The organism is Wenxinia marina DSM 24838, assembly GCF_000379485.1.
GTDB classification, from domain to species: Bacteria; Pseudomonadota; Alphaproteobacteria; order Rhodobacterales; family Rhodobacteraceae; genus Wenxinia; species Wenxinia marina.
Map to the genome: position 1 here is coordinate 23,243 of NZ_KB902291.1, position 15,843 is coordinate 39,085.

Consider the following 15,843-nt stretch of genomic DNA (forward strand, 5'->3'; position numbering starts at 1 on the left):
GCCGGCCCCGTCACCCGCCCCCCGTCGCCCCGATCAGCAGCCGCAGCGCGTGGTCGCGCGCCGCCGCCCGCACCTCGGCCCGGCCCAGCGCCCCGAACTCCACCGTCTCGGTCCGCAGGTCGCCGAACGCGGCGAGGCCGAAGCAGACCCGCCCCTCTGGCTTGTGGTCCGAGCCGCCGGGCCCCGCGATGCCGGTGATCGACACCGCGATGTCCGCGCCCGACTGCGCCAGCGCGCCCGCCGCCATCTCGGCCGCGACCTCCTCGGACACCGCGCCGCGGGCGGAGAGGGTGGCGTCGCGCACGCCCAGCATCTGCACCTTGGCGGCGTTGGTGTAGGTCACGAAGCCGCGGTCGAAGATCGCGGACGATCCGGCGACGTCGGTGATCGCCGCCGCGACCATTCCGCCGGTGCAGCTCTCGGCGGCGGCGATCGTCAGTCCCCGCGCCCCGGCCGCGCGCAGGAGGTCTTCGGCGAGGCTCATGCCAGCAGCCAGACGTGGAACAGCGCGGCGAGGATCACCACGCCCACCGCGGCGATGGCGCCGGCGATCAGGTCGTCGCCCATGACGCCCCAGACGTCGCCGCGCCGGTCGGCCCAGCCGACGGGCCCGGGCTTCCAGATGTCGAACAGGCGGAACAGGAGGAACGCCGCGACCCAGCCGGGCCAGAGCGCGGTGTAGGCGGCGCCGACGTGCCAGGCGCCGAAGGCGACGGGCATCAGCGCGATCCACTGGCCCGCCACCTCGTCGATCACGACGTGCGAGGGATCCTCCGCCCCGCTCGCCGCGACCTCCTCCCGGATCGCGGGCAGGCCGACGGCGATGGCGAGCACCGTCGCGGCGAGCAGCAGGAACGGCCCGCCGATCCAGAGCAGCGGCAGCGCCACGACCAGCGCCGCGAGCGAGCCCCAGGTGCCGGGGCCGGGGCGCATGAGGCCGGCGCCGAAGAAGACCGCGATCCATCTCACGGCCGCACCAGCGTCGCGGTGGCGAGCGCCGCGATCCCTTCCTCGCGGCCGGTGAAGCCCAGCCGCTCGCTCGTCGTCGCCTTCACGCTCACCCGCTCCACCTCGATGCCCATCACCTCGGCCAGCGCAGCCCGCATGGCATCGGCATGGTGGCCGACCTTCGGCCGCTCGCAGACCAGCGTGACGTCGGCATGGGTCAGGCGCCAGCCGCCGTCCCGCGCCAGCCCCGCGGCATGGGCGAGGAAGACGCGGCTGTCGGCGCCCTTCCATTGCTGGTCGCTGGGGGGGAAGTGCCGGCCGATGTCGCCCGCCGCGAGCGCGCCGTAGATCGCGTCGGTCAGCGCATGCATGCCCACGTCGGCGTCCGAATGGCCCTGCAGGCCGCGCCCGTGGGGCACCTTCACGCCGCACAGCATCACGTGGTCGCCGTCGCCGAAGCGGTGGACGTCGTAGCCATTGCCCGTCCTCACATCCATCGCGGCCAGCTCCCTCTCGGCCCGGGCGAAGTCGCCGGGCTCGGTGATCTTGAAGTTGCGCTCGTCGCCCGGAACGATGGCGACGTCCAGCCCGGCGGCAAGCGCCACCGCCACGTCGTCGGCCGCGCCCGGCCCATGCGCCTGATGCGCCGCCCGGATCGCCGCGGTGTGGAAGCCCTGCGGCGTCTGCGCCCGCCAGAGGCCGCTGCGGTCCTGCAGGCCGGTGACCTTGCCGTCGGCCCCGGTCCAGAGCGCGTCGGTCACGGCGAGCGCCGGCGCGGCGGCGGGCGCGGTGTCCAGCGCGCCCAGCACCCGGTCGATGATCTCGGGCGGCAGGCCGCAGCGGGCGGCGTCGTGGATCAGCACGCGGTCGGCGTCCACCGCCGCGAGCCCGGCAAGGACCGAGGCCGACCGCTCCGCGCCGCCGGTCACCAGCGTCGCCCGCCGGTCCAGCCCCAGCGCCCGTGCGCGGTCCAGATCGTCCTCGGCCACCACCAGCACGATTCCGTCCACCCGCGGATGCGCGTCGAAGATGGCGAGCGTGCGCTCCACCACCGTCCGGCCGGCAAGGCGCCGCCACTGTTTCGGCAGGCAGCCCCCGGCGCGGAGGCCGCGCCCGGCGGCGACGATCACGGCGGCTGTTGTCATCGTCCTCGCGCCCTGTCCCACGGCCTGCCGGTCGTGATACGCGGTGCGGAAGGGCCGTGCAAACGCCCGTCGCGCAGGGGCGTGACTGCCTAAAATACGGGCGGTTCGCGTTTCAGCGGAGTCTGACGTAGAGACGCGCGTTGTTCGGCGACGCGCCGCGGCCTAGATCGAACCCGAAGCTTAACGATTGAGCATTCGACCATAATCTTGGCGACATCTCCGACCCATATCCCGTTTCCGCCCGGCCCCCCGGTCGCACTGGCCCCGCTCGCCGGGATCACCGACCTGCCGTTCCGGCGGCTCGTCGCGTCCTTCGGCGCCGGCTGGGTCGTGTCCGAGATGGTGGCGAGCCAGGAGATGGTGGAGGCCAAGCCGTCGGTCCGCGCCCGGGCCGAACTCGGCCTCGGCGACGGGCGGACGGCGGTGCAGCTGGCCGGGCGCGATCCGCGCTGGATGGCCGAGGCGGCGCGGATGGTCGAAGGGCAGGGCGCCGCGATCATCGACATCAACATGGGCTGCCCGGCCAAGAAGGTGACGGGGGGGCTGTCGGGGTCCGCGCTGATGCGAGACCTCGACCATGCGCTGAGCCTGATCGAGGCGGTCGTCGGCGCGGTCTCGGTCCCCGTGACGCTGAAGACCCGCCTCGGCTGGGACGATGCCAGCCTCAACGCCGCCGACCTCGCCCGCCGGGCCGAGGGGGCGGGCATCCGGCAGATCGTGATCCACGGGCGGACCCGCTGCCAGTTCTACAAGGGCGCCGCCGACTGGGCGGCGATCGGCGCGGTGAAGGAGGCGGTGACGATTCCCGTGATTGCGAACGGCGACATCGTCGATGCCGGCACCGCGCGGGCGGCGTTGAAGGCCTCCGGCGCCGACGGCGTGATGGTCGGACGCGGGGCGCAGGGCGCGCCGTGGCGGCTGGCGCAGATCGCCCACGCGCTGCACGGCACGCCGGCGCCGCAGGTGCCGCGCGGCCGGGCGCTGGCCGACATGGTCGCGGGCCACTACGAGGCGATGCTCTCCTTCTACGGCCGCGACCTCGGGATCCGTGTCGCCCGCAAGCACCTGGGCTGGTACATGGACCTCGCCGCGACGCCGGGCGCGCTGCGGCGCGAGATCCTGACCGAGAGGATCCCCGCCGGCGTACTCGGCCGCCTGCCGCTGGCGCTGGACGGCGAAAGGCTCGCGGCATGATCGTCGACGCGGCGCTCTGGAACTCGCTGCCGGTCCCTGCGCTGCTCATCGCGCCCGACGACACGATCGCCGAGACCAACACGGCGGCCGAGCTGTTCCTCAACCTCTCGTCCCGCGCGCTGATCGGCGCGGTCGTCTGGGACAAGGTGGCGATCGACGCCGCCCTCGAGGAGCCGTTCGCCCGCGCCCGCGAGCAGGGCTCGTCCCTCTTCGTGAACGACGTCGACGTGGGCTCGGGCGAGCGCCCGCCGCTCCAGTGCAACCTGCAGTTCGCGCCCCTGCAGGGCTCGGACGGCAAGATGCTGATGATGATCTCCCCGCGCGAGATCGCGAGTCGGATGACCCAGAACGCCCTGTCGGGCAAGGCGGCGAAGTCCGCGATCGGCATGGCCGAGATGCTGGCGCACGAGATCAAGAACCCGCTGGCCGGGATCACCGGCGCGGCGCAGCTGCTGTCGATGAACCTCGAGAACGGGGACCTGGAGTTGACGGGCCTGATCGTCGACGAGTGCCGCCGCATCGTGAAGCTGCTGGAGCAGGTGGAGCAGTTCGGCAACCTGAGACCGCCCGTCCTGCGCCCGGTGAACCTGCACGACGTGCTCGACAAGGCGCGGGCCTCGGCCGCCGTGGGCTTCGGCGCGCACATGGCCTTCGTCGAGGATTACGACCCCTCGCTGCCGCAGACGCTGGCGGACGCCGACCAGCTGCAGCAGGTGTTCCTGAACCTCCTCAAGAACGCGTCCGAGGCAGGAGAGGCGGGTGGCACGATCCGCCTGCACACCTTCTACGAGCCCAGCCTGCGCGTGCGCCGCCCCGACGGCAGCCGCGCGCGGTTGCCCTTGCAGGTGGAGATCATCGACGACGGCCCCGGCTTGCCGCCGGAGATCGCCGGCGACATCTTCGAGCCCTTCGTGTCCGGCCGCGAGAACGGCACCGGCCTCGGCCTCGCCCTCGTGGCCAAGCTGATCGGCGAGACCGGCGGCTGGATCAGCGTCGACTCGGTCCCCGGACGCACCGTTTTCCGCATCTCGCTCCCCCGTGCGCCGCAGGGTGCGGCGGACGAGGAGCCCCCAGCAGGAGCCGAATGATGGATGGCACCGTCCTCGTCGCCGACGACGACCGCACGATCCGCACCGTTCTGACGCAGGCGCTGACCCGCGCCGGCTGCAAGGTGCACGCGACCTCGTCGCTGGTGACGCTGATGCGCTGGGTGGACGAGGGCAAGGGCGACCTCGTCATCTCGGACGTGGTCATGCCCGACGGCAACGGCCTCGACCAGCTGCCGAAGATCGCCGAGGCGCGGCCGGGCCTGCCGGTGATCGTCATCAGCGCGCAGAACACGATCATGACCGCGATCCAGGCCGCCGAGAAGGAGGCCTACGACTACCTGCCCAAGCCCTTCGACCTGCCCGACCTGATGAAGCGCGCCGCCCGCGCGCTGGAGGTCAAGCGCCGCACGCCGGCGCCGCGGGCCGAGGCGGCGGGCGAGTCGGGCGACCTGCCGCTGGTGGGACGCACGCCGGCGATGCAGGCCCTGTACCGCCTCGTCGCGCGGGTGATGAACACGCCGCTGCCGGTCCTCATCACCGGCGAGAGCGGGACCGGCAAGTCGCTGATCGCCCGCGCGATCCACGACTTCTCGGACCGCCGCTCGCTGCCCTTCGTCGTGGCGGGCGCCGCCGACCTGCAGGGCATGGACGGCCCCTCGACGGTACTGGCGCGGGCCAAGGGCGGCTCGATCCTGTTCGACGAGGTCGGCGACCTCGACGACGAACTGCAGGGCCGGATCGTGCGGATGCTGGACACGCTGACCGACGGCGGTCCGCGGGTGATGGCGACGTCGCAGACCAGCCTGTCGCAGCGGATGGAGGACGGAGAGTTCCGCGAGGACCTGTTCTACCGCCTCTCCGGCGTGACGCTGACGGTCCCGTCCCTGCGCGAACGGGTGGACGACATTCCGCTCCTGTCCGAGCATTTCCTCGCCCGGGCCGAGCGGGACGGGTTTCCGGTCCGCCGGCTCGGCGCCCCCGCGCTCGACCTGGTGCGCGCCTATTCCTGGCCCGGCAACGTCCGCCAGCTGGAGAACGCGCTGCGCCGCCTCGTCGCCACGTCCTCCGAAGAGGAGATCACCCGCGCCGAGGTGGAGGCCGTCCTCGGCAGCCAGCCCGCGATCGAGCCGTTGAAGGGCGGCGGGTCGGGCGAGAAGCTGTCGGCCTCGGTCGGCAAGCACCTGCGGCGCTACTTCGACCTGCATGGCGGCGTGCTGCCGCCGCCCGGCCTGTATCAGCGGATTCTCAAGGAAGTGGAGATGCCGCTGATCGAGATCGCTCTAGACGCGACCGGCGGCAATCAGGCCAGATGTGCCGATCTCCTCGGCATCAACCGCAATACCTTGCGCAAGAAGATCACCGATCTGGATATTCGCGTGACACGGCGGCGCAAGTTGATGTAAAAGGGCAACAGGCCCGTGACACCCCAGCCATAGGGGCGCGCGGGGCGCGCCGGCGGGGGGAGCCTCCGGCGTTTTTCGAGGCGTCGAGAAGGCAAAGAGCCTGGTGCAGCGGTCCCTGACCGGACAGTCCCTGACCCGATTCAACCGCTGGCGCCGCCAGCGGCGGGTGCAGAACGTCGCCACGATCGGGCTGGTGATTCTCGGGCCGGCGCTGGCCGTGCTGACCTACATCGTTCTCGGCCCGCTCGATCAGAACGCGTCGGCCCCGGCGCTGCGCCTCGTCCTGCTCGCCGACCTCGTCTACGTCCTCGCGCTCGCCGCGATGGTGGTGATGCGGATGATGCAGGTCATCGCCAGCCGCCGCCGCCGCTCCGCCGGATCGCGGCTGCACCTACGTTTGACCGGGGCCTTTGCGCTGCTGGCGCTGATCCCCACCGTGACCGTCGCCGTCTTTTCGGTCCTGACCATCAACATCGGCCTCGAAGGCTGGTTCTCGGACCGCGTCCGCAACGTTGTGGGCTCGTCCCTGCAGGCCGCCCAAGCCTACGAGGAGGAGCACCGGCAGGAGGTCGGCCGCGATGCCCGGGCGCTGGCCGAGGTGCTGGACCGCGAGCGGCGGGCGAACTTCTTCATGAACGACGGCGAGGTGCGGCAGCTGCTCGGGCGGCTGCAGCCGCAGATCGAGCGCGGCCTCAGCGAGGTCTACGTCGTCGACGGCACCGGCGAGATCCGCGTCCGCGGCCCGTCCTCCTACGAGTTCGACTTCGAGCAGCCCCCGCCCGAGGCCTTCGTCACCGCCGCGGCCGAGGGGATCGCGGTGCTGGAGGACTGGGACAACAACGAGTTCCGGGCCCTCCTGCCGCTGTCCGCCTTCGTCGATCGCTACCTCTATGTGACCCGCGAGGTGGATGGCGAGATCCTCGCCCTCCTCGACGAGACGCAGGCGACGGTGAACCTGTACGAGCAGCTGGAGGCCGACCGCGGACGCCTGCTGTTCGAGTTCGGTCTCCTCTATCTCGGCTTCGCGGCCCTCCTGATCCTCGCCGCCACCTGGCTGGGCCTGTGGTTCGCCGAGCGGCTGTCGAAACCCGTCGGCCGCCTCGTCAGCGCCAGCCAGCGGGTCGGGGCAGGGGACCTCGATGTGCGCGTGATCGAGGACGAGGGCGACGACGAGATCAGCCAGCTCGGCCGCGACTTCAACAAGATGACCGAGCAGCTGAACGCGCAGCGCCAGACCCTGCTGGAGAACACCCGCCAGATCGAGCGCCGCCGGCGGCTGTTCGACTCCGTCCTGTCCTCCATCACCTCCGGCGTCGTCGGCCTCGACCCCGAGGGGCGCGTCACCTTCGCCAACCGCTCGGCCCGGCGCTTGCTCATCATGGGCGAGGCGCAGGAGGACATGGCGCTGCCCGTGGCCATCCCCGAGTTCGGCCACCTGTTCCACCAGCTCCGCGACGAGGGGCGCGAGGTCGCGCAGGAGCAGATCAACCTCGTCCGCATGGGCAAGCAGGAGAGCCTGCTCGTCCGGATGAGCCCCCGCCGCAGCGAGGACGGCGAGCTGGAGGGCTACGTCGTCGCCTTCGACGACGTGACCGACCTCGTCAGCGCGCAGCGGATGGCCGCCTGGGGCGACGTGGCGCGGCGCATCGCGCACGAGATCAAGAACCCGCTGACGCCGATCCAGCTGTCGGCCGAGCGGATCAAGCGCAAGTTCCGCGCCGCCGTGGGCGACGACGCCGACAAGCTGGACAACATGACCGACGTGATCGTGCGGCAGACCAACGACCTGCGCCGGATCGTCGACGAGTTCTCGAAATTCGCCCGCATGCCCGAGCCCGAGCGGCGCAAGTCCGACCTCTCGGCCCTGCTCCGCGACGCGGTGACCCTGCAGGAGGCGGGCCAGCCCGAGGTGGCCTTCGCCGCCGAGATTCCCGAGACGCCGGTCTGGGCCGACGTCGACCAGGGCATGATCTCCCAGGCGCTGACCAACCTCATCAAGAACGCCGGCGAGGCGATCGAGAGCCGCCGCGAGGCGGGCACGGACGACGCCCCCGGCGAGATCCGCGTGAACATGGCGCTGGAGCCGGGCGCGGCGGTCCTGACGATCGCCGACAACGGCGTCGGCCTGCCCGAGGACCGGGCGCGCCTGTTCGAGCCGTACGTGACGACCCGCGACAAGGGCACCGGCCTCGGCCTGCCCATCGTGAAGAAGATCATCGAGGAACACGGGGGGACGCTCACCCTCGAGGACGCAGAGCCGTTCGCGGAGGGCGCCCGCCGCGGCGCCAGGGCGGTCATCCGCCTGCCGCTGGCCCTGTCGGTCTCGGGCGCCGGCCAGCCCCCCGAAAAAGAAACAGCGTGAGGTAACCATGGGCGACATTCTGATCACCGACGACGAGCGGGACATCCGCGAGCTGATCTCGGACATCCTCGAGGACGAGGGCTACACCACCCGCCTCGCCGGCACGTCCGACCAGTGCATGGCCGAGATCGCGAAGGAGAAGCCGTCGCTGATGATCCTCGACATCTGGCTCAAGGACAGCCGGATGGACGGGATCGACATCCTGAAAAGCGTGAAGCGCGACCACCCCGACATCCCGATCGTCATCATCTCGGGCCACGGCAACATCGAGATCGCGGTCGCGGCGATCAAGCAGGGCGCCTACGACTTCATCGAGAAGCCGTTCAACATCGACCAGCTGCTCGTCGTGATCCGCCGCGCGATGGAGACGTCCTCGCTCCGCCGCGAGAACCAGGAACTGAAGCGCGGGCCCGTCGCGCCCGCGGTGATGCTGGGCGACAGCGGGTCCTTCCGCGCGCTGCGGGCGCAGCTCGACAAGGTGACGAAGTCGAACGGCCGCGTGATGCTGTCCGGCCAGCCCGGATCGGGCAAGGAGACCGCCGCCCGCTACATCCACGCCAATTCCGGCCGCGCCTCGGGGCCGTTCGTCACGGTGTCCTCCGCGTCGGTGGAGCCGGACCGGATGGAAGAGGTCCTGTTCGGCCGCGAGAGCCCGGGCAAGGGCATCGAGAAGGGCCTGCTGGAGCAGGCGGATGGCGGCATCGTCTATTTCGACGAGATCGCCGACATGCCCTCCGGCACCCAGTCCAAGATCCTGCGCGTCCTCACCGACCAGTCGTTCCAGCGCGTCGGCGGCACCGACAAGGTGCAGGTCGACCTGCGCGTCATCTCCTCCACCACCCGCGACCTCAAGGCGCTGATCGACGCCGGGAGCTTCCGGCAGGAGCTGTTCCACCGCCTGAACGTGGTGCCGATCACCGTCCCAGGGCTGGAGGACCGGCGCGAGGACATTCCGCTGCTGGCCGAGCACTTCATCGCCGAGTTCAACCGCGCCCAGGGCCTGCCGCTGCGCGCGCTGGCCGAGGACGCGCGGGCGCTGCTGCAGACGATGGTCTGGCCCGGCAACGTCCGGCAGCTGCGCAACGTGGTCGAGCGCGTCCTGATCCTGGGCGAGCCCCACGGCGACATCACCGCCCGCGAGCTGCCGACGATGGAGGAGGCCGCCGGCGAGGAGGGCCGCGTGGTCCTGTCCGGCTCTTTGGCGACGATGCCGCTGCGCGAGGCCCGCGAGGCGTTCGAGCGCGAGTACCTGCTGACCCAGATCAACCGCTTCGGCGGCAACATCTCCCGCACCGCCGCCTTCGTCGGGATGGAGCGCTCGGCCCTGCACCGCAAGCTGAAGAGCCTCGGCGTGGTGACGGGGGCGAAGGGGAGCGGCCGGGTGGCGTTCGTGGGGGAGGAGGGGTGAGGGTACTCAATCGTCATTGAAGTATTGGCGGCGAGGCAATCTGACATTCGGCCTCGCCTTTCCAATGCGCTTCAAGGCCTCGTTGTGGACGTCCTTAGAAACACGCGGAATTAGGCCGCCCTTTAGCAGATTATCCATATGGGCTTTTATGGCCTCTTCGCGAGCCTGTTGAGCCGCCCCAATCAAGAGCACGATGATTAGCGCGATGCCGCCGATGACCCACCACATCTACACGGCACCAATCTCGCCACACCCGTTCATCGCTCTCTACTCCCCTGTCCAAACGGCCCCGATTAAAATGGAGACAGTCACCAGTATGCCAAGGAAAGTGATGATGTTCACTCGGCCCCCCAGCGACAGCACGGAGAATATTACGGCTCCAGACGCGCCGGCGACGCTTGCAACATACGCAATCCCGACTCCCGCGAATGGTATCACACCTACTTGCCAGTATCCCAGATAGTACGACAGTGCTGCCAGTAGCGCGGCAAGAAAAAGGCCAAATATGTACTTCACTTTTCGTGCCTCCATCGCTGCAAAACACTAGTGGGCTGATTTGCTGCAGACAACGCTTTTGCGACGCTGACATGATTTCCGTAGCACACGTCCACCTTGCCCTCACCCCCGGCCTCCGCCAAACCACCCTCGCTCCCCCATGACCCCCGCCCCCCGCAAGCGCCCCCGCCGTATCCTGTCGGTCCACGGCCGCCGGGCGGCGTGCGTGATCACCGGGCGGGGGGCGCCGCTCATCCTGCTGCATGGCGGGGCGTTCGATCATGCGGACCTCGCGTGGGGGCCGGTGATCCCGGGGCTGGCGCGGGTGGCGCGAGTCCATGCGCCGGATCTGCCGGGCTATGGCGGCAGCGCGACGCTGGGGCCGGTGCAGACGATCCCCGATCTCGGCCGCTGGGTGCTGGCGCTGATGGACCGGCTGGGGCTCGCCCGCGCCTCGGTCGCGGGGCTGTCGATGGGCGGCGGCGTCGCGCTGTGGCTGGCGCTGAACGCGCCCGGGCGGGTGGAGCGGCTGGTCCTCGTCTCCTCCTACGGCCTGATGGAGCGCGCGCCCTTCCACGCGCTCGCCCGCCGCTCGGCCACCTCGCCGCTGCGGCCTCTGGTCTACCACCTGTCGGGCGCCAGCGCGGTGCTGACGCGGGCGGGCCTCGCCTCGGCCTTCGCGAACCCGTTCGCCGCGCCCGCCGCGACCGTCGCCGCGGTGCGCGCCGTCGCGCGCGAGCAGGCGCGGCGGCAGAGCTTCGGCGCCTTCCTGCGGGGCGAGATGGGGCCGGCCGGCACGACGACGTGCTTCACCCGCGACCTCGCCCGCGTGGCGCAGCCCGTGCTGCTGCTGCACGGCACGCGCGACCCGCTGGTGCCGGTCCGCCACGCCCGCGACGCCGCGCGCGCCCTGCCGCGCGCCCGCCTCGTCGAGATGCCGTCCGGCCACTGGCCGATCCAGGAATTTCCCCAGCGCAGCGCCCGGCTGATCGCCGGCTTCCTCGGCCGGCGCTGACAGCCCGTGCACCTTGCCCCCACCCCCCGCCTCCGCCATACCGGCCCCATGACGCCAAACCCCAAGGGACGCGCATGAAGGTCATCATCTGCGGGGCCGGGCAGGTGGGGTGGCAGATCGCCAAGCACCTGTCGGGAGAGCGCAACGACGTCACCGTCGTCGACAACAACGCCGACCTGATCCGGCGCGCGACGGACACGCTCGACGTCAGCGGCATCCACGGCCATGCCAGCTACCCGGACGTGCTGGAGCGTGCGGGCGCGCGGGACGCGGACATGATCATCGCCGCGACGCACAGCGACGAGGTGAACATGGTCACCTGCCAGGTGGCCCACTCGGTCTTCTCGATCCGGCGCAAGATCGCGCGCCTGCGCGCGAAGTCCTACCTCGACGCGATCTACTCCGACCTCTACCGCCGCGACCACATGCCCATCGACGTGGTGATCTCGCCCGAGAGCGAGGTCGCCGAGGCGGCGCTGCAGCGGATCGCGGCGCCCGCGACCTTCGACACCGAGAGCTTTCTCGACGGGCGGGCGCAGCTTCTGGGCATCCAGATCGACGAGAGCTGCCCGGTCATCAACACCCCGCTGCGCCAGCTGACCGACCTGTTCTCGACGCTGCGCGCCATCGTGGTCGGCATCCGCCGGGGCGGCCAGCTCTTCGCCCCCGCGGCGGGCGACCAGATCTTCGCAGGCGACGAGATCTACGTCTTCACCGTGACCGAGGACATGGCTCGCACGCTGGAGATCTTCGGCAAGACCCAGACCAAGATGGAGCGCGTCGTCATCATCGGCGGCGGCAATGTCGGCCGCGCCGTCGCCCGCGCACTCGAGAGCCGGACCGACCGGGTGCGCGTCAAGGTGATCGAGCGCACCCGCGCCATCGCCGAGCGGGCGGCCGATGCGCTGGACCGGACGATCGTGCTGAACGGCGACGGCCTCGACGCCGACCTGCTGGAGGAGGCGGGGGTGGCCAAGGCGGACGCGGTCCTGGTCGTCACCGACGACGACAAGACGAACCTGCTGGCGAGCGTGCGGGCCAAGGGCATGGGCGCCAAGACGGCGATCTGCCTGATGAACGACCCCACGCTCGTCCCGCTGCTCGCCGACCTCGAGATCGATGCCTACATCAACCCGCGCGCCGTGACCGTGTCCTCGATCCTGCGCCACATCCGCCACGGCCGGGTGCGCAACGTCTATTCCATCGGCGACGCCGAGGCCGAGCTGATCGAGGCGCAAGTCCTCGGCACCTCGCCCATCGCCGGCCAGCGGATCCGCGACATCGAATTTCCCGAAGGCGTCCTCGTCGGAGGCGTTATGAAGGGCGACCGGGTGGTGAAGCCGGACGGCGCCCTGCGGATCGACGAGGGGGACGTGATCGCGATCTTCGCGATGGCCGCCGACGTGCCCGAGGTGGAGCGCCTGCTGCAGGTCTCCATCGACTACTTCTAGATGGCGCGCGCGCCGGCCTCCCGCGCCCCCGCGCGTCCTGGCAGCCGGCTGGCCGAGCTGCCGTTCTTCGTCCTGCTCATGGGCCTGTGCTCGGCCGCCGGCCTGCTGCCGGCCGTCCATGCGCTGACCCGCGGCGACCGGGCCACCGGCCTGATCTTCCTCGCCGCCGCCGCCATCGGGGCCGGGCTGACGCTGATCCTCGCGCTCGCCACCGCCACCGGGCGGGCGCGGCCGGGGACGCGGGACCAGCTGTTCACGCTGGTCATGGCGTTCGCGGTGCTGCCCGTCCTCCTAGCCGTACCGCTGATGATCGCCGTGGGGGACACCACGCTGCTGCGCTCCTGGTTCGAGATGGTGTCGAGCCTGACGACCACTGGCGCCACCGTGTTCGACCGCGTCGATCGCCTGAACCCGTCGCTGCACCTGTGGCGGGCGACAGTCGGCTGGCTGGGCGGGTTCCTGATGTGGGTGATGGCCTTCGCAGTGCTGGCGCCGATGAACATCGGCGGCTTCGAGGTGCGCCATGCGCGCGGCTTCGGCGAAGGCGGTACCGCCCGCGTGGTGATGCGCGCCGCCGACCCGTCCGAGAGGCTGGCGCGATACGCCGCCCGCCTGCTGCCGATCTACGTCGGGCTGACCGCGGTGCTGTGGCTCGGCCTGCTGGTGGCGGGGGAGGTGCCGATCGTGGCGATCTGCCACGCGATGTCGACCCTCTCGACCTCGGGCATCTCGCCCATCGGCGGCGTGCCGTTCGGTGCCTCGGGGATCGAGGGCGAGGTGCTGATCTTCCTCTTCATGGCCTTCGCCGTGTCGCGCCTGACCTGGTCCCGCGGCCTCCTCCCCGGCGATCACGACCGCCTCATCGACGATCCCGAAGTGCGGCTGGCGGCGATCCTCATCGGCTCGGTCACCTTGTTCCTGTTCGCGCGGCACTTCCTCGGCGCCGGCGAGGCCCCGGCGGAGACGGAGTTCGCGGCGGCCGCGACCGCGCTCTGGGGCGCGCTCTTCACCGTCGCCTCGTTCCTGACGACGACGGGGTTCGAGAGCTACTGGTGGATCGGCGCGGCGGACTGGTCCGGGCTGCGCACGCCCGGCTTCGTGCTGATCGGCCTCGCCATCGTCGGCGGCGGCGTCGCGACGACCGCGGGCGGGGTGAAGCTGTTGCGGATCTACGCGCTCGCCCGCCACGGAGAGCGCGAGCTGGAGCGGCTGATCCATCCGCACTCCATCGGCGGCTCGGGCGTCGAATCGCGCCGGGTGCGGAAGGAGGGGGCGCGGATGGCGTGGATCTTCTTCATGCTGTTCGCGATGTCGATCTTCATCGTGATGGGCGCGCTGGCGCTGACCGGGGTGCAGTTCGAGACGGCGCTGGTCCTTGCCGTCTCGGCGCTGTCCACCACCGGGCCGCTCGCCCACGTCGCGGCCGAGCATCCGGTCTCGTACGCCGGGATTCCCGACACCGCGAAGGCGATCCTCGCTGCGGCAATGGTCGTCGGCCGGCTCGAGGCGCTGGCGCTGATCGCGCTTCTCAACCCGGAATTGTGGCGCAACTGAACCGCCCGGCCACCGCTCGACAAATCGGGGCTGGAATCCCCGCGGCCCTTCCGCATACTGTCGGTCCGAACGAGGAAACGATGCCGGCCGCCGCATGGCCGCAAGAATAAAAAAGGACCCGGCCACGCATGGCTTCGGACAAGCAGAACCTGCAGGACGCGTTTCTCAACCACGTCCGCAAGACCAAGGTCCCCGTCACCATCTTCCTCATCAACGGGGTCAAGCTGCAGGGCGTGATCACGTGGTTCGATTCGTTCTGCGTCCTGCTGCGCCGGGACGGCCAGTCGCAGCTGGTCTACAAGAGCGCGATCTCCACGATCATGCCGTCCCAGCCCGTGAACCTCTACGACGGCGACGAGTCCTGATTGCCAGAGCATGACCCGCCCGTCACCCGGGCGTGGGTGATCCACCCCGAGATCCGCGCCGACCGCGACCGGCGCGAGGCGGAGCCCGCGCTGGACGAAGCCGTGGCACTCGCCGCCGCGCTGCCCGGCCTCGACGTGGTCGGGTCCGAGATCGTGCGCCTGCCGCGCCGCCATCCCGGCATGCTGTTCGGCACCGGCAAGATCGAAGAGCTGAAGACCCGTCTCAAGGCGGCGGAGGTCGAGCTGGTGCTGATCGACGGCCATGTCGGCCCGGTCCAGCAGCGCAACCTCGAGAAGGAGTGGGGCGTGAAGCTCCTCGACCGGACGGGGCTGATCCTGGAGATCTTCTCGGACCGCGCCCGCACCCGCGAGGGCGTGCTGCAGGTCGAGATGGCGGCGCTGACCTACCAGCGCACCCGCCTCGTCCGCGCCTGGACCCACCTTGAGCGGCAGCGCGGCGGCCTCGGCTTCGTCGGCGGCCCCGGCGAGACTCAGATCGAGGCGGACCGCCGCGCCATCGACGAGCAGCTGGTGCGCCTCAAGCGGCAGCTGGAGAAGGTGGTGAAGACCCGCACCCTGCACCGCGAGGCGCGGGCAAAGGTGCCGTTCCCGATCGTCGCCCTTGTCGGCTACACCAACGCCGGCAAGTCGACGCTGTTCAACCGCCTGACCGGGTCCGAGGTGTTCGCCAAGGACATGCTGTTCGCGACGCTCGACCCGACGATGCGGCGGATCGCGCTGCCGACGGGCGAGGACATCATCCTGTCCGACACGGTCGGCTTCATCTCGGACCTGCCGACCGAGCTGGTGGCCGCCTTCCGCGCCACGCTGGAGGAGGTGCTGGACGCCGACCTGGTCTGCCACGTGCGCGACATCTCGCACCCGCAGACCGAGGAGCAGGCCGAGGACGTCGCCGCGATCCTGACCAGCCTCGGCGTCGGCGAGGCGACGCCGCAGATCGAGGTCTGGAACAAGATCGACCTGATCCCGGCGGACGAGCGCGACGCCGCCTTCGCCCGCGCCGGCCGCCGGGGCGAGATCCACGCGATCTCTGCCCTGACCGGCGAGGGCGTGGCCGAGCTGATGGTCGCGATCGCCGAGCGTCTGCGCCCGCCGACGGTGACCGACACGATCCGGCTGTCCTTTGCCGCGGGGCGCGAGCGGGCCTGGCTGCACGAGGAGGGCGTGGTCGAGGACGAACGCCAGACGGATGAGGGCTATTCCCTCACCGTCCGCTGGACGGAGCGCCAGAAGGACCGTTTCCGGCGCCTGTAGGGTGGGTGAAACCCACCGTGGCCGACGGACGGTGGGTTTCACCCACCCTACATCCTGCGGCCCTCGAAGGGCCCGCCCGGGGCCCTGACGGCAAGGGCGCGCCCGGCTGAGCGGGGTCCCGGCTCGGGGGCCGGGACGGGTCACCGTCGCCCGATCGCACCCGCTCGATGAACCGACGG

At 70.9% G+C, this 15,843-nt stretch carries 14 protein-coding genes; 10 read left to right on the forward strand and 4 right to left on the reverse strand.

Translation table 11 applies throughout. From position 1 onward, the window contains the following. Positions 1–10: 10 nt before the first annotated feature. From A37W_RS0111400 to A37W_RS0111410, 3 genes are read right to left on the reverse strand one after another with little or no spacing between them, the layout of a single operon-like run. Complete coding sequence (locus tag A37W_RS0111400) at positions 11–484, reverse strand: CinA family protein (protein ID WP_018303166.1); 474 nt, start codon at positions 482–484, stop codon at positions 11–13. Further along, the gene (locus A37W_RS0111405) at positions 481–969 is read right to left on the reverse strand and encodes a phosphatidylglycerophosphatase A family protein (protein WP_018303167.1); all 489 of its coding nucleotides are present in this window, start codon (positions 967–969) and stop codon (positions 481–483) included. Before A37W_RS0111405 ends, A37W_RS0111400 begins: the two co-directional genes overlap by 4 nt. Further along, the gene (locus tag A37W_RS0111410) at positions 966–2,093 is read right to left on the reverse strand and encodes a bifunctional 2-C-methyl-D-erythritol 4-phosphate cytidylyltransferase/2-C-methyl-D-erythritol 2,4-cyclodiphosphate synthase (RefSeq protein WP_026198443.1); all 1,128 of its coding nucleotides are present in this window, start codon (positions 2,091–2,093) and stop codon (positions 966–968) included. Before A37W_RS0111410 ends, A37W_RS0111405 begins: the two co-directional genes overlap by 4 nt. Positions 2,094–2,300: 207 nt before the next feature. Here A37W_RS0111410 and dusB point away from each other — a divergent pair, with 207 nt between their 5' ends. From dusB to ntrX, 5 genes are all read left to right on the forward strand, one after another. Continuing rightward, positions 2,301–3,287, forward strand: coding sequence for a tRNA dihydrouridine synthase DusB (gene dusB / locus A37W_RS0111415; RefSeq protein ID WP_018303169.1), 987 nt, complete (start codon positions 2,301–2,303; stop codon positions 3,285–3,287). Next, complete coding sequence (locus tag A37W_RS0111420) at positions 3,284–4,375, forward strand: two-component system sensor histidine kinase NtrB (RefSeq protein WP_018303170.1); 1,092 nt, start codon at positions 3,284–3,286, stop codon at positions 4,373–4,375. The genes dusB and A37W_RS0111420 overlap by 4 nt, the downstream gene beginning before the upstream one ends. Beyond that, entirely contained in the window at positions 4,375–5,739 is a 1,365-nt protein-coding gene (locus tag A37W_RS0111425; RefSeq protein ID WP_018303171.1) for a response regulator, read from the forward strand. The genes A37W_RS0111420 and A37W_RS0111425 overlap by 1 nt, the downstream gene beginning before the upstream one ends. Positions 5,740–5,839: 100 nt before the next feature. Continuing rightward, positions 5,840–8,101 carry a sensor histidine kinase NtrY-like gene (locus tag A37W_RS0111430; RefSeq protein ID WP_437437303.1) on the forward strand — a complete coding sequence of 754 codons (2,262 nt, stop codon included), beginning with the start codon at positions 5,840–5,842 and terminating at the stop codon, positions 8,099–8,101. 7 nt (positions 8,102–8,108) lie between these two features. After that, entirely contained in the window at positions 8,109–9,509 is a 1,401-nt protein-coding gene (ntrX, locus tag A37W_RS0111435) for a nitrogen assimilation response regulator NtrX (protein WP_018303173.1), read from the forward strand. Positions 9,510–9,515: 6 nt separating this feature from the next. Here ntrX and A37W_RS23730 read toward each other — a convergent pair whose 3' ends face one another. Beyond that, positions 9,516–9,737, reverse strand: coding sequence for a hypothetical protein (locus tag A37W_RS23730; RefSeq protein ID WP_156169451.1), 222 nt, complete (start codon positions 9,735–9,737; stop codon positions 9,516–9,518). 427 nt (positions 9,738–10,164) lie between these two features. Between A37W_RS23730 and A37W_RS22825 the strand changes: the two genes are divergently transcribed. The 5 genes from A37W_RS22825 to hflX all read left to right on the forward strand — a co-directional run bounded on the left by A37W_RS22825 (position 10,165) and on the right by hflX (position 15,664). Beyond that, on the forward strand, positions 10,165–11,019 hold the full coding sequence (locus tag A37W_RS22825) for an alpha/beta fold hydrolase (protein WP_081617098.1): 855 nt from the start codon (positions 10,165–10,167) through the stop codon (positions 11,017–11,019). 74 nt (positions 11,020–11,093) lie between these two features. Continuing rightward, positions 11,094–12,470: a Trk system potassium transporter TrkA gene (gene trkA / locus A37W_RS0111445; RefSeq protein WP_018303175.1), complete on the forward strand. Its 1,377-nt coding sequence runs from the start codon at positions 11,094–11,096 to the stop codon at positions 12,468–12,470. After that, complete coding sequence (locus A37W_RS0111450; RefSeq protein ID WP_018303176.1) at positions 12,471–14,024, forward strand: TrkH family potassium uptake protein; 1,554 nt, start codon at positions 12,471–12,473, stop codon at positions 14,022–14,024. Between the two features lie 128 nt (positions 14,025–14,152). Continuing rightward, the gene (gene hfq / locus A37W_RS0111455; RefSeq protein WP_018303177.1) at positions 14,153–14,389 is read left to right on the forward strand and encodes an RNA chaperone Hfq; all 237 of its coding nucleotides are present in this window, start codon (positions 14,153–14,155) and stop codon (positions 14,387–14,389) included. Further along, entirely contained in the window at positions 14,390–15,664 is a 1,275-nt protein-coding gene (hflX, locus tag A37W_RS0111460) for a GTPase HflX (RefSeq protein ID WP_040753924.1), read from the forward strand. It begins immediately after the preceding gene. Positions 15,665–15,843: the final 179 nt, after the last annotated feature.

Bases quoted from the DNA above. Each gene is read 5' to 3' on its own strand.
- trkA (WP_018303175.1), top strand. From the start codon at position 11,094: ATGAAGGTCATCATCTGCGGGGCCGGGCAGGTGGGGTGGCAGATCGCC.
- A37W_RS0111410 (WP_026198443.1), bottom strand. From the start codon at position 2,093: ATGACAACAGCCGCCGTGATCGTCGCCGCCGGGCGCGGCCTCCGCGCC.
- ntrX (WP_018303173.1), top strand. From the start codon at position 8,109: ATGGGCGACATTCTGATCACCGACGACGAGCGGGACATCCGCGAGCTG.
- A37W_RS0111450 (WP_018303176.1), top strand. From the start codon at position 12,471: ATGGCGCGCGCGCCGGCCTCCCGCGCCCCCGCGCGTCCTGGCAGCCGG.
- A37W_RS23730 (WP_156169451.1), bottom strand. From the start codon at position 9,737: ATGTGGTGGGTCATCGGCGGCATCGCGCTAATCATCGTGCTCTTGATT.
- A37W_RS22825 (WP_081617098.1), top strand. From the start codon at position 10,165: ATGACCCCCGCCCCCCGCAAGCGCCCCCGCCGTATCCTGTCGGTCCAC.
- A37W_RS0111420 (WP_018303170.1), top strand. From the start codon at position 3,284: ATGATCGTCGACGCGGCGCTCTGGAACTCGCTGCCGGTCCCTGCGCTG.
- A37W_RS0111400 (WP_018303166.1), bottom strand. From the start codon at position 484: ATGAGCCTCGCCGAAGACCTCCTGCGCGCGGCCGGGGCGCGGGGACTG.
- hfq (WP_018303177.1), top strand. From the start codon at position 14,153: ATGGCTTCGGACAAGCAGAACCTGCAGGACGCGTTTCTCAACCACGTC.
- A37W_RS0111425 (WP_018303171.1), top strand. From the start codon at position 4,375: ATGGATGGCACCGTCCTCGTCGCCGACGACGACCGCACGATCCGCACC.